This window comes from Yersinia sp. 2545 StPb PI (assembly GCF_052217125.1).
GTDB lineage: Bacteria > Pseudomonadota > Gammaproteobacteria > Enterobacterales > Enterobacteriaceae > Yersinia > Yersinia enterocolitica_E.
In genome coordinates this window covers 461984-474926 of the sequence record NZ_JAZGPY010000001.1, presented here as the reverse complement: position 1 = coordinate 474926, position 12943 = coordinate 461984, and the positions used below count along the sequence as shown (strand labels likewise).

Here is a 12943-nt window from a genome sequence, read left to right as displayed (position 1 = left end):
TACCCCTGCAATTTGAAAGATGACGGATATTCCTTCATCTATAAAGGAAAATTGATACCGCATTATGAAGCAAGGTTTGCAACTCAAGTTCAGCCAACAACTGGCTATGACTCCGCAGCTTCAACAGGCTATTCGCTTGTTGCAGCTTTCTACACTTGAACTCCAGCAGGAGATTCAGTTAGCGCTGGAGAGTAACCCCCTGCTTGAGCAAACTGATCTTCATGAAGAGATAGATGCAAAAGAGACCGTAGACAGTGAATCGCTTGATACCCGCGAGGCGCTGGAACAAAAAGATATGCCCGAAGAGTTGCCACTTGATGCCACCTGGGATGAGATCTACACCGCAGGCACGCCATCAGGAATGGGCAATGATTATAGCGATGATGAGTTGCCGGTTTATCAAGGGGAAACGACCCAAACGCTACAAGACTACCTGATGTGGCAAGTGGATTTAACCCCATTCTCTGATACTGATGTTGCCATTGCGACCTCTATCGTGGATGCGGTCGATGAAACCGGTTACCTTACGGTGCCACTGGAAGATATTCTGGAAAGCATGGGGGACGAGAACGTCGCACTGGATGAAGTAGAAGCGGTGCTTAAGCGGATACAACACTTTGATCCTATTGGTGTCGCGGCACGTAACCTGCGTGAATGTCTGTTGGTACAGTTGTCACAATATGACAAAGATACCCCCTATCTTGCCGAAGCACGTCTGGTGGTTAGCGATTATCTGGATTTGCTGGGTAACCATGATTTCCGTACGATGATCCGCTTGAGTCGGCTAAAAGAAGATACACTTAAAGAAGCGATCGGCCTGATTCAGTCTCTGGATCCGCGTCCGGGTCAATCCATCAATACCGGGGAGTCCGAGTACGTCATTCCCGATGTTTTGGTGCGTAAAGACAAAGATCAATGGACGGTCGAGCTGAATGCCGATAGCATTCCACGCCTAAAAATCAACCAGCAGTATGCGGCGATGGGTAGCAGTACCCGCAATGACAGTGACGGGCAGTTTATCCGTAGCAATTTGCAAGAAGCAAAATGGTTGATAAAAAGTCTTGAAAGCCGCAATGAAACACTGCTGAAGGTGGCGCGTTGTATTGTAGAGCAGCAAGTAGCGTTTTTTGAGAATGGGCCTGAATTTATGAAGCCCATGGTACTGGCCGATATCGCCCAGGCTGTGGATATGCATGAGTCGACAATCTCTCGCGTGACCACGCAGAAGTTCCTGCACAGTCCACGGGGTATTTTCGAGCTAAAATATTTCTTCTCCAGCCACGTCAATACTGATAGCGGAGGTGAAGCTTCTTCCACTGCAATTCGTGCACTGGTGAAAAAATTGGTTGCAGCAGAAAATCCTGCTAAACCTCTTAGTGACAGTAAGCTGACCACATTATTATGTGAACAAGGCATCATGGTGGCACGGCGTACCGTCGCGAAGTACCGAGAGTCGTTATCCATCCCGCCGTCAAATCAGCGTAAACAGTTGGTTTGACCTGAACTGAGAAGGAAGACACTATGCAGCTCAATATTACCGGACATCATGTCGAAATAACCGAAGCATTACGCGAGTTTGTTACCACTAAATTTGCCAAACTTGAGCAATATTTTGATCGCATTAACCAGGTATATGTGGTTTTAAGTGTTGAGAAAGTAAAACAAATTGCAGAAGCAACGGTACATGTGAATGGAGGCGAGTTGCACGCAAGCTCAGAGCAGGAGGATATGTACGCCGCAATTGATATTTTGGTTGATAAACTGGCCCGCCAGTTGAACAAACATAAAGACAAATTGAAACAACACTAAGAATCCTTGCGACTGTTATACCCAAAGAACATGGCGTTGCAGGTAGGCAGCAAACGAATGACAAATTGGCCAGAAACCGATTTTAATCGTATTTCTGCAAGCAGGCTTATTCATCTCGATGAACTGACTAAAGTCAGTGATTCGGGTAAGTAAACATAGCGAACAACCCTGTAGCTTCAAGTACAAAGGGTATATTCACCCATAAAGGTTCTACACTCGCTACATAACCGTTTCCAGCGTCGGGAGTGAATCCCCGCCGGAAACGGTTTAAAACAGCGCTTAAGTGAAAGATGAGATGATCAACGATCCAGCATTGCAATTAAGCTCGGTATTAAATATCGAGTGCACCAAAAGCTCCGTACATTGCTCAAGTAAAAAACGGGCTTTGGAAATTATCAGCGAGTTGGCTGCCAAGCAACTTAACCTACCTTCACAGGTGGTTTTCGATGCTGTCTTAACCCGCGAACGTATGGGCAGCACCGGTATTGGTAGTGGTATCGCGATACCTCATGGCAAGTTGGAAGAAGACACACTGCGTGCAGTGGGTGTATTTATCCGTCTGGAACAACCTATTGCCTTCGATGCTATTGATAACCAACCGGTTGATCTGTTATTTGCCTTGTTGGTTCCGGCAGATCAATGTAAAACTCACTTACACACTTTGTCTTTAGTGGCCAAGCGATTAGCTGATAAAACAGTGTGTCGGCGTCTGCGTGCAGCACAAAGTGATGATGAGCTCTATCAAATCATTACTGAATTACCACCGGAAACGGCGTAATTGGGAAAGTGGAAACTATTTTATCCGTTATGCCCGGATCTTGTAGCCGGAATATAGGGTTCTAATGTATACCCAATAAATTTCAAGATGTGGGCAAGCGCTCAACACGCCTACAACTTGAAAGATGACGGGGATAAATACCAAGGGGAGTTACTCACATGGTGCTGATGATTGTCAGCGGCCGTTCCGGTTCAGGGAAGTCTGTTGCTTTGCGCGCATTGGAAGATATGGGCTTTTATTGTGTCGATAACTTGCCTGTGGTTCTGCTGCCGCAATTGGCGAGTACACTTGCCGATAGGAATATCTCTGCCGCAGTGAGCATAGACGTACGTAATATGCCTGAATCACCTGAGGTATTTGAACATGCCATGACTCAACTGCCGGACAGCTTTTCACCACAGTTGCTGTTTTTGGATGCCGATCGCAATACCCTGATTCGTCGCTATAGCGATACCCGTCGCTTGCATCCGTTATCGACCAAAAACCTGTCATTAGAAAGTGCTATTGATGAAGAAAGTGACCTGTTGGAGCCTCTGCGCTCACGGGCTGATCTGATCATTGATACCTCTGAAATGTCAGTGCATGAATTGGCTGAGATGCTGCGTACCCGCCTGTTGGGTAAACGTGAACGCGAATTGACGATGGTGTTTGAGTCTTTTGGCTTTAAACACGGTATCCCCATCGATGCCGATTATGTTTTCGATGTGCGTTTCTTGCCAAACCCGCACTGGGACCCTAAATTACGCCCAATGACAGGTTTGGATAAGCCAGTAATCTCTTTCCTGGATCGCCATACCGAAGTACATAACTTTGTGTATCAGACCCGCAGCTATCTGGAACAGTGGCTGCCGATGCTGGAAACCAATAACCGCAGTTATTTGACGGTTGCCATTGGTTGTACTGGTGGTAAACACCGCTCGGTTTATGTCGCTGAACAGTTGGCCGATTATTTCCGCGCTCGCGGCAAAAATGTCCAATCACGCCATCGTACTCTGGAAAAGCGTAAATAATGACAATCAAGCAGACCGTTGAGATCAAAAACAAGTTGGGGATGCACGCCAGACCCGCAATGAAATTGTTCGAACTGGTTCAGAGTTTTGATGCTGAAGTAATGTTACGCAACGATAGCGGTACCGAAGCTGAGGCCAGCAGTGTTATTGCACTGCTGATGCTGGATTCAGCCAAAGGCCGTCAGATTGAGGTTGAAGCGACCGGCCCTGATGAAATTCAGGCGCTGGCGGCAGTGATTGAGTTATTTAATTCCGGCTTTGATGAAGATTGATTTTCACCGCTCAGGTGAGCGGTGCCCAAACAATCACTAATGGCTGAAGCACACCACCTTTGCTATTCAACATTTTCACACCTATCCCCCTTAACCATCGTCCACGCTGACCGATTCGCGTGATTATCGCCTTTTGGTGTTATCCCAGTCCTTTCAATTAAATACAGCGCCCACCCCTTTTCACTGCCAGAAAACCCATGATGCTAACTGATGGCCACCACCAACAGCATGACGCCCATACCAGCACAGATACTCCTCCCTTTCAGCGGCATCGATAAATCGTGGTGTTCTTGTCTGTTGGCCGATACAACCGAGTTTCCTGTTACATCAGTGCCGGTCACACCTGTTGCCCTCTATTCCCTATTGTTCCTCCATTTATAACTCGCTCTAGCTGGATTGATGTTTATTTTTGTGAAAATTTGAATTTTAAATCCACTTTAAATCAAAGCATTACATTACCTCCTTTACCTATTGTTAACAATTGTGAGTTTAATCGCATTTACTTGCTGAAAAAACCCTTACTTTTAACTTTATTAAACATTAAATAACTAAAATTAACATCCTCTATTTCTGTACAACGCCAGCGCGATAACCAAACGGATTTTCGCTGAACCTTGTTCCCCTGCAAATAACTAAAATAAGAGGCTCCATCATGTCTGAATCACCCACTGAACAATTAGTGATACCTAACGTGGTCCCCGCGGAGAACCATGCCTATCGCAAGGCTGCGTGGCATATTTTACCCTTACTGATGCTGTGCTATGTCGTCGCTTATTTAGATCGGGTTAACGTTGGCTTCGCCAAATTGCAGATGGCGGATGACTTACAATTTTCAGAGGCGGTGTATGGATTCGGCGCCGGGATCTTTTTTATTGCCTACTTCTTTCTGGAAATCCCCAGTAACCTGATGCTGCACCGCGTAGGGGCACGGTTGTGGATTGCGCGCATTATGATCACCTGGGGCATCATCTCGGCAGGGATGGCTTTTGTCACCACACCGATGTCATTTTACGTAATGCGTTGCTTGCTGGGAATTGCAGAGGCTGGATTCTATCCCGGCGTCATTCTTTATCTTTCTTATTGGTTCCCAACTAACCGCCGTGGCCGCATGTACGCCTTATTCGCCACCGCCGTTCCATTATCCGGCGTGATAGGCGCACCGTTATCGGGTTGGATCATGGGCGCATTTAATGGATTCCATGGCTTTGCGGGTTGGCAATGGATGTTTATCCTGGAAGGTATCCCATCCGTTTTAATCGGTATTTTGGTGATTTTTAAACTGACTGACCGTATCAGTCATGCCAAATGGCTAACCGACGAAGAGAAAAAGATCTTACAGACCAACATTGATAACGACACACAACATCATGTCCACAGCAGCCTGAAAGAGATTTTCCTGCAACCCCGAGTCTGGTTGCTCACGCTTATCTATTTCTGCCTGATTGCAGGTTTCTACACTATCGGCTTCTGGTTACCGACACTGATCAAAGAGAGTGGGGTAAAAGACGTACTGAGCATTGGTTTGTTAAGTGCCATTCCTTACGGTGCCGCCGCTCTGACCATGATCGTAGTATCACGTAGTGCTGACCGTTTGCGCGAACGGCGCTGGCATCTGGCTTTAACCGCGACATTGGGCGGGATCGGGATGATTATTTCCGCCAGTTTCAGTGACAACATCGTTATTGCCATGATGGGCTTAACTCTGGGTGCCATGGGGGCATTGAGTACCTTGCCACTATTTTGGAGCCTGCCAACTGCGTTCCTCGGTGGAACCGCAGCCGCAGCCGGCATCGCTCTGATTAACTCCTGGGGCAACCTGGCAGGCTTTGTCGCACCTTATATGATGGGCTACCTGAAAGACCTGACCCAAAGCACCACTACCGGAATGCTGATTATTTCCACCATGCTATTTATTGGTGCGGCGCTCGTATTTTTAGTCCCGGCCAAGACAGTAAACCGCTAACAATGCAGATAAAGGATAAGACGATGAACATAATGGTAACAGGAGCTGCGGGCTTTCTTGGTCGTCGGTTGATTGAACATTTACTGACACAGGATTATCTAACCGACCAGCAAGGTCAGCAGCGTCGGATCAGTAAAATTATAGCCTGTGATGTGGTGCCTCTGGAGGCGATTACAGATGAACGGGTACAGGTTTTTTGCGGTGATATCGCTGATCCGCACTGGCTTGCCAGCGTTTTTAATCAACACGTTGACACCGTTTTCCACCTGGCAGCGATTGTCTCCAGTCAGGCAGAAGAAGATTTTGATTTGGGTATGCGGATCAATTTTGATGCTACCCGCAGTTTACTCGAGCGCGCTCGTCAGCTTGGACACTGCCCTAAAGTGATTATCACCAGTTCAGTAGCGGTATTTGGCGGTGAGTTACCGGCTGTCGTGCCGGATGAACAGGTATGGTCGCCTCAGAGTTCCTATGGTACGCAAAAAGCATTAAACGATTTATTGTTAGCAGACTATAGCCGCCGGGGATTTGTTGATGGTCGTAGCCTGCGTATGCCAACCATTGTGGTACGCCCAGGAAAACCAAACCGCGCGGCCTCCAGTTTTGCCAGCGGCATTATCCGTGAGCCGTTGCAAGGTATTGACGTGGTTTGCCCTGTTAGCCTGCAAACACCGTTATGGCTGCTATCGCCGAAGATGGCAATTAATAATCTTATCCATGGTCACCAATTGGATACCAGTCAACTTAAGGGTGGGCGGGTGATTAATTTGCCTGGGCTATCTATTACCGTACAGCAAATGATTGATGCATTGCGGCGTATTGCAGGTGACGCTGTCGCTGATCACATTAAGATTCAGCAAGATCCCTTAATTGAGAAAATCGTAAGCTCTTGGCCTGGGGATTTCGCAGCGCATTATGCCAAAGCATTAGGCTTTAAGAGCGATAAGGATTTTGACAGTATCATCAATGATTTCATCCTCGGTAATTTACCTGGCAAGCTAGTCAAATCACTTGAATAGCGGGCGAAAAAATCAGGTTGTATTCCCTCTGGTGATAATGCCATCCAGAGGGTGGCCATTGGCGTTAATCATCAGATAATTGAAACCAATCCTGATGAGTAATCGTTTGCTAATCGCAAAAATGCGGCTTTTACCCCTTGCAGAGAAACCACACGCGAGTATAATTCGCCACAATTTGCCGGGAGATATGATGGAAAGCCAAGTGCGTTTTGTTGAAAATGACCCTCTCGATGGTCGACAAAATTGCCTGCCAACAGGCAGCCAACTGCCGTTCTTTCTCCCGTTGCTAAACCGATCCCGTAAGGCCCCTCGTTGAGGGGCTTTTTTTTGTCTGCTGATCGGTGCCGAATTAAGCATTATCACCAATTAAAATATATACCCTAAATAATTCGAGTTGCAGGAAGGCGGCAATTGAGTAAATCCCTAGGAGCTTATTTATTTTAAGGTCAACGACAAGTAAGTCACCGGGGTGAGCGAAAGCAGCCAACACACATGCAGCTGGAAGTATAACGGGTCATAGAGGAGAGCGAAAAATGGCCAACACGTTGTATCACAAACATATCATCTCAATTAACGATTTATGTCGCGACGAACTGGAGTTGGTGCTGCGTACCGCCGCCAGCCTGAAAAGTAGTCCGCAACCTGAGTTGCTAAAACACAAAGTGATCGCCAGTTGCTTTTTCGAAGCCTCGACCCGCACTCGTTTGTCATTTGAAACCTCCATACACCGTTTAGGTGCCTCAGTGGTCGGTTTTTCTGATAGCAGTAATACCTCCCTTGGCAAAAAAGGCGAGACACTGGCAGATACTATGTCAGTCATCAGTACCTATGTGGATGCCATTGTCATGCGTCACCCACAAGAAGGGGCCGCCCGTCTGGCCGCTCAGTTCTCGGGGAATGTACCGGTAGTTAATGCCGGTGACGGTGCAAACCAGCACCCGACGCAAACGCTGCTCGATCTGTTCACCATCCAGGAAACCCAAGGCCGGCTGGATAACATCAATATCGCCATGGTCGGCGACCTGAAATATGGCCGTACCGTGCACTCACTCACGCAGGCGCTAGCCAAATTCACCGGCAACCGCTTCTTCTTTATCGCGCCGGATGCTCTGGCAATGCCTGCTTATATTCTGCAAATGCTGGCAGAAAAAGGTATCGAATACAGCCTGCACGAAAGCATTGAAGAAGTGGTGCCAGAACTGGATATTCTCTACATGACCCGGGTGCAAAAAGAGCGCCTTGACCCGTCAGAGTATGCCAATGTCAAAGCACAGTTTATCTTGCGGGCGGCTGATTTGAATGGCGCGAAAGAGAATCTCAAAGTGCTACACCCGCTGCCAAGAATTGATGAAATAACCACCGATGTCGATAAGACCCCTTATGCCTACTATTTCCAACAGGCAGGTAACGGGATTTTCGCACGTCAGGCACTGCTGGCACTGGTTTTAAACGCAGAATTGGCTCTTTAAGGGGGATTGAACATGACTCAGGATTACAAACTACAGGTTGAAGCGATTAAATGTGGCACTGTGATTGACCATATTCCGGCACAAATCGGCTTTAAATTGTTGTCGCTGTTCAAACTGACCGCCACTGATCAACGTATTACTATTGGATTGAATCTACCGTCTAAACGGTCAGGTCGTAAGGATTTGATTAAAATAGAAAATACCTTCCTGACAGAGCAACAAGCCAACCAACTGGCGATGTATGCACCGGATGCTACCGTTAACCGCATCGATAACTACGAAGTGGTGAAGAAACTGACCCTAAGCCTGCCAGAGCAGATCGATGGCGTTCTCACTTGCCCAAACAGTAACTGCATCAGCCACAATGAGCCAGTCGACTCCAGCTTTAAAGTAAAAGCGCAACAAGGTGAAATCCACCTTAAATGTAAATATTGCGAGAAAGAGTTTGATCACCAGGTAGTGCTGCAAGCGGATTAATGCTCGGCTTAAGCGAATATTGCTGCCCGTTAATATTTACAATAGTGGCAATATTCGCAGCAATGCAACATCGCAAATTTGATTCGCGTGGGTTGCCGTAACCCACCCCATCTTTATAATATAGAAATAATTAAACCCAATAGATTTCATGGTGCAGGAAAGCGGCAAACGCTGGCCCGTAGGATGAGGCTTATAGTCCCGATGAGCGCAGCCAATATACCAGCAACATGAAAGATGACGGGTTCCTTCCGCATTACGTAACCAGGAGTCAACATGTCACGCAATATCAGCACTGAGCTCGCCCCTGCCGCCATCGGCCCTTATGTTCAAGGTGTCGATCTGGGTAGTATGATCCTCACGTCAGGCCAGATCCCTGTTGATCCAAAAACAGGTTTGGTCGCCGATGATGTATCAGCACAGACGCGTCAGTCACTGGAGAATGTAAAAGCTATCGTTGAAGCAGCGGGTTTGAAAGTTGCCGATATCGTGAAAACCACTGTATTTGTGAAAGATCTGAATGACTTCACCACCGTTAATGCCACTTACGAAGCTTTCTTTACTGAACACAATGCGCCATTCCCTGCGCGTTCATGTGTTGAAGTTGCGCGTCTGCCAAAAGATGTGAAGATCGAAATCGAAGCTATCGCGGTACGTCGTTAATTCTGATGTCATTGCGTCTACGGCTGGTGATTACCAGCCGTTTTTTATTGTTATCCTGCTAATATTTTCTCTGTGCCTTTCACAATGCGCTATTGCAGATCATCATGATCATGATGTGGCAACTTTCTGCTCGGTAATAATGCACTACACTCACTAATTGCACCCTAATAGGGCTGAAATCGCTCTAATCCCCTTTATTTTGCCTGTTTTACGAGCTGGCACAGTTTATGCGTGATCACCAATACAGCCTGTTCTGTTAGCGAGGTGATAATGCTGAACATCGACCTTTCCGTATCACGATTTTTCGATGAAATGTTACTGGCTGAGGGCCAACACCGAGGCCATTACGATGCCTATTGGCAATGGTTACAACAGGCCGATCAGCTAACCATTGCGCGTAAGCGTGAAGAAGCTGCACTGCTATTTCACCGGGTAGGCATTACCTTTAATGTGTATGGTGACGATGATGGCGCAGAGCGATTAATACCGTTCGATAGCGTGCCACGCATTATTCCCGCCAGCGAATGGCAAATGCTGGATCGCGGCATTCGCCAGCGCGTACAAGCGTTGAATGCGTTCTTACATGATATTTACCATGAACAACATATCCTGAAAGCGGGCATTATTCCGGCCGAACAAGTGCTGGCGAATGACCAATATCAGCCCTGTATGCAAGGGGTTAACCTGCACCGTGATACTTATGCACATATCATCGGTGTGGATATGGTCCGCAACAACGATGGTCTCTATTACGTGCTGGAAGATAACCTGCGTACCCCGTCCGGCGTCTCGTATATGCTGGAAAACCGTAAAATGATGATGCGGCTCTACCCGGAGTTGTTTGCACAACAACGCATCGCACCTGTTGAGCGCTACCCTTCTCACCTGTTACAAACGCTGCGCGAAAGCACACCGGTCAACGACCCCACCGTCGTGGTGCTAACCCCGGGGCGCTTTAACAGTGCCTATTTTGAACACAGTTTTTTGGCTCAACAGATGGGGGTTGAACTGGTTGAAAGTGCTGACTTATTTGTCAAAGAAGGGGCAGTATTTATGCGAACTACCGCAGGCCCCTGCAAAGTCGATGTTGTCTACCGGCGGGTGGATGATGCCTTCCTCGATCCGCTGGCTTTCCGCCCTGACTCCATGCTCGGTGTCCCCGGACTACTGTCGGTATATCGCGCAGGTGGGGTGGTATTGGCTAATGCGATTGGTACTGGCGTCGCCGATGATAAATCCATCTATCCTTATGTCCCTGAAATGATTCGTTTTTATCTTTCCGAAGAACCTATTCTGGCGAATGTTCCCACCTGGCAATGCCGTCAACCCACTGATCTTTCATATGTATTAGCTAATCTGGATCAGATGGTAGTGAAAGAAGTTCATGGCGCCGGGGGATATGGCATGTTGATTGGCCCTGCGGCGACACAAGCTGAAATAGCCCAATTCCGCCAATTACTCTTGGCGCGACCACAAAATTACATCGCACAAGAAACCCTCGCCCTTTCTACCTGCCCGACCTTTGTGAATAGCGGACTTGCACCGCGCCATATTGATTTACGTCCTTTTGCCCTGTGTGGTGCAGAAATTCGTTTAGTGCCTGGGGGCTTAACCCGAGTCGCACTGGCAGAAGGGTCGTTGGTCGTTAACTCTTCGCAAGGTGGCGGAACCAAGGATACCTGGGTATTGGAGGACGATGCATGCTAAGCCGAACAGCCAGTGAGCTTTATTGGATGGCCCGCTATCTGGAGCGGGCAGAAAACATCACCAGGGTGCTGGATGTCACCAACCGGTTATCGATGATGCCAACCAGCAATCGGGTGAATTTTGATCTACTGGTGCCACTCAGCCTGAGCAACACCCAGACACTGTTTATCGAGCACTATCCGCAGGTCTCGATGACCCACCTGTTGAATTTCTTCGTGCTCGACAGCAACAACCCCAGCAGTATTTTTAGTTGTTTGCAGATGGCGTGGAACAATGCCCATGCAGTACGCGGCAGCTTATCGTCCGAGGTTTGGGAAAGTATCAATGCCACCTGGATTGAGATGAAACAGCTACGCCGCCAAGGTATCAGCGCTACCGGAATTGATGCCTTTTTTGATTGGGTTAAGGAGCGCTCACATCTATTTCGCGGTGCGGTATATGGCACCTTGCTGCGCAGTGATGCACTGTATTTTATTCGATTGGGTACCTTGATTGAACGGGCTGACAGCACCGCGCGCCTATTGGATGTGAAAAACCAATTACTGGATAGCGACGATGACCCGGTACGCGAATACTACCGGATGGACACCTTATTACGCGCCGTCAGTGCTCGGGAGGCATACCACAGTTTATATAAGCAGCAACTGAGTCGGGAGGCGATTGCTGAGTTACTGATTTTACGCAATGAGATCCCGCGTTCGCTGCTGGCTTGCATTAACGATATGGAACAGCAGTTGGCGTTGATTGGTGGCAATCGTAGCAACCAACCTCGGCGGCTGGTCAATATTTTGCTTGCTGAGCTGCGATTTAGCAGCATTACGGATGTGATGGCCGACGGATTACACAGCTATCTGATGGATTTTTTAGGCAAGATCAACGCTATCGCTGACAGCATCCGCCAAACCTATCTGGAGGTCCAATGAGACTGAATGTCGATCACAGCACCCATTACACCTATGCACAACAGGTGCAACACAGCACTCAGTATCTGCGCCTGACCCCACAGGATTCAGCCCACCAGCGCATTTTATCCTGGCAACTGACCTTACCGGAAGAGGCCATTTGTACCACGGATGCCTTTGGTAATGTGCTACATGTACTCACCCTGGATAAGCCTCATCAAGCCATCACCATTCAAGCTCAGGGCGTGGTAGAGATTGCAGACAATGTAGAAGATGACAGCGGCGACCACCTCTCTCCACTGGTCTTTCTTCGCCACAGCCCATTGACTCAGCCAGATGCCGCCATTCGCCAGTTTGCTTCAGGTTATTGTCAGGGTGCTACCCACGCCGATGCGCAATTAGACTGCCTGACGCAAATGATGGGTGAATTGCTGGCAAAAATGCCCTATAGCCCCGGTACCACCACGGTACAGGACAGTGCGGCACAAGCTTTTGCCGCCGAACAAGGGGTCTGTCAGGATCACACCCACGTCTTTCTTGCCTGTTGCCGAAGTTTAAATATTCCGGCACGCTATGTGAGCGGCTATCTTTATACAGAATCCTCCAGTCATGTCGCGACCCACGCATGGGCAGAAGTGTGGCTGAATGGACACTGGCAGAGCTTTGATGTCACCAATAATACCTGTCAACCGAACCAGCATTTAAAACTGGCGGTGGGCATTGATTATCTGGATGCCTGCCCGGTGCGAGGTATTCGCCGTGGTGGTGGCTTTGAAGATATGCAGACCATCGCAGCCGTACATATGTTATCTAACCCGCGACGCGATATGTCGCAATAAAGCGCGTTGCTGGCAAATAAAATAGCTCTAGTGAGATA

At 48.1% G+C, this 12943-nt stretch carries 14 protein-coding genes; all 14 read left to right on the top strand.

Annotated features, from left to right (window positions below):
• Window positions 1-64 precede the first annotated feature (64 nt).
• The 14 genes from rpoN (at window position 65) to V1955_RS01980 (ending at window position 12905) form a co-directional block, all read left to right on the top strand.
• On the top strand, window positions 65-1498 hold the full coding sequence (gene rpoN, locus V1955_RS02045) for an RNA polymerase factor sigma-54 (RefSeq protein ID WP_083162264.1): 1434 nt from the start codon (window positions 65-67) through the stop codon (window positions 1496-1498).
• A 23-nt stretch (window positions 1499-1521) separates the two neighbouring features.
• Window positions 1522-1809 carry a ribosome hibernation promoting factor gene (hpf, locus tag V1955_RS02040; RefSeq protein ID WP_004392031.1) on the top strand — a complete coding sequence of 96 codons (288 nt, stop codon included), beginning with the start codon at window positions 1522-1524 and terminating at the stop codon, window positions 1807-1809.
• Window positions 1810-2104: 295 nt separating this feature from the next.
• Window positions 2105-2587 (top strand): PTS IIA-like nitrogen regulatory protein PtsN, encoded by a 483-nt coding sequence (gene ptsN, locus V1955_RS02035; protein WP_032906970.1) that lies wholly within the window; start codon window positions 2105-2107, stop codon window positions 2585-2587.
• Window positions 2588-2745: 158 nt separating this feature from the next.
• Window positions 2746-3597: an RNase adapter RapZ gene (gene rapZ / locus V1955_RS02030; protein WP_019212425.1), complete on the top strand. Its 852-nt coding sequence runs from the start codon at window positions 2746-2748 to the stop codon at window positions 3595-3597.
• Complete coding sequence (npr, locus tag V1955_RS02025; RefSeq protein ID WP_019212424.1) at window positions 3597-3869, top strand: PTS phosphocarrier protein NPr; 273 nt, start codon at window positions 3597-3599, stop codon at window positions 3867-3869. The genes rapZ and npr overlap by 1 nt, the downstream gene beginning before the upstream one ends.
• A gap of 652 nt (window positions 3870-4521) precedes the next feature.
• A complete protein-coding gene (locus V1955_RS02020) occupies window positions 4522-5832 on the top strand; it encodes an MFS transporter (protein WP_083162262.1) in 1311 nt (436 codons plus the stop codon).
• 23 nt (window positions 5833-5855) lie between these two features.
• A complete protein-coding gene (gene denD / locus V1955_RS02015; RefSeq protein WP_083162260.1) occupies window positions 5856-6851 on the top strand; it encodes a D-erythronate dehydrogenase in 996 nt (331 codons plus the stop codon).
• 187 nt (window positions 6852-7038) lie between these two features.
• A complete protein-coding gene (locus tag V1955_RS02010; RefSeq protein ID WP_420071122.1) occupies window positions 7039-7167 on the top strand; it encodes a hypothetical protein in 129 nt (42 codons plus the stop codon).
• Window positions 7168-7384: 217 nt separating this feature from the next.
• Window positions 7385-8320, top strand: a complete 936-nt coding sequence (gene pyrB / locus V1955_RS02005) for an aspartate carbamoyltransferase (protein ID WP_083162258.1) — start codon at window positions 7385-7387, stop codon at window positions 8318-8320.
• Between the two features lie 12 nt (window positions 8321-8332).
• A complete protein-coding gene (pyrI, locus tag V1955_RS02000) occupies window positions 8333-8797 on the top strand; it encodes an aspartate carbamoyltransferase regulatory subunit (protein ID WP_083162256.1) in 465 nt (154 codons plus the stop codon).
• Window positions 8798-9070: 273 nt separating this feature from the next.
• The gene (ridA, locus tag V1955_RS01995) at window positions 9071-9457 is read left to right on the top strand and encodes a 2-iminobutanoate/2-iminopropanoate deaminase (RefSeq protein ID WP_083162254.1); all 387 of its coding nucleotides are present in this window, start codon (window positions 9071-9073) and stop codon (window positions 9455-9457) included.
• A 270-nt stretch (window positions 9458-9727) separates the two neighbouring features.
• On the top strand, window positions 9728-11164 hold the full coding sequence (locus tag V1955_RS01990) for a circularly permuted type 2 ATP-grasp protein (RefSeq protein WP_442820459.1): 1437 nt from the start codon (window positions 9728-9730) through the stop codon (window positions 11162-11164).
• Window positions 11158-12087, top strand: coding sequence for an alpha-E domain-containing protein (locus V1955_RS01985; RefSeq protein ID WP_083162250.1), 930 nt, complete (start codon window positions 11158-11160; stop codon window positions 12085-12087). Before V1955_RS01990 ends, V1955_RS01985 begins: the two co-directional genes overlap by 7 nt.
• On the top strand, window positions 12084-12905 hold the full coding sequence (locus tag V1955_RS01980) for a transglutaminase family protein (protein ID WP_372560426.1): 822 nt from the start codon (window positions 12084-12086) through the stop codon (window positions 12903-12905). The genes V1955_RS01985 and V1955_RS01980 overlap by 4 nt, the downstream gene beginning before the upstream one ends.
• Window positions 12906-12943 lie beyond the last annotated feature (38 nt).

Coding starts and splice junctions, on each gene's coding strand:
- V1955_RS02020 (WP_083162262.1), top strand. CDS start 4,522: ATGTCTGAATCACCCACTGAACAATTAGTGATACCTAACGTGGTCCCC.
- V1955_RS02010 (WP_420071122.1), top strand. CDS start 7,039: ATGATGGAAAGCCAAGTGCGTTTTGTTGAAAATGACCCTCTCGATGGT.
- rpoN (WP_083162264.1), top strand. CDS start 65: ATGAAGCAAGGTTTGCAACTCAAGTTCAGCCAACAACTGGCTATGACT.
- pyrB (WP_083162258.1), top strand. CDS start 7,385: ATGGCCAACACGTTGTATCACAAACATATCATCTCAATTAACGATTTA.
- pyrI (WP_083162256.1), top strand. CDS start 8,333: ATGACTCAGGATTACAAACTACAGGTTGAAGCGATTAAATGTGGCACT.
- ptsN (WP_032906970.1), top strand. CDS start 2,105: ATGATCAACGATCCAGCATTGCAATTAAGCTCGGTATTAAATATCGAG.
- ridA (WP_083162254.1), top strand. CDS start 9,071: ATGTCACGCAATATCAGCACTGAGCTCGCCCCTGCCGCCATCGGCCCT.
- V1955_RS01980 (WP_372560426.1), top strand. CDS start 12,084: ATGAGACTGAATGTCGATCACAGCACCCATTACACCTATGCACAACAG.
- V1955_RS01985 (WP_083162250.1), top strand. CDS start 11,158: ATGCTAAGCCGAACAGCCAGTGAGCTTTATTGGATGGCCCGCTATCTG.
- rapZ (WP_019212425.1), top strand. CDS start 2,746: ATGGTGCTGATGATTGTCAGCGGCCGTTCCGGTTCAGGGAAGTCTGTT.
- npr (WP_019212424.1), top strand. CDS start 3,597: ATGACAATCAAGCAGACCGTTGAGATCAAAAACAAGTTGGGGATGCAC.
- denD (WP_083162260.1), top strand. CDS start 5,856: ATGAACATAATGGTAACAGGAGCTGCGGGCTTTCTTGGTCGTCGGTTG.
- hpf (WP_004392031.1), top strand. CDS start 1,522: ATGCAGCTCAATATTACCGGACATCATGTCGAAATAACCGAAGCATTA.
- V1955_RS01990 (WP_442820459.1), top strand. CDS start 9,728: ATGCTGAACATCGACCTTTCCGTATCACGATTTTTCGATGAAATGTTA.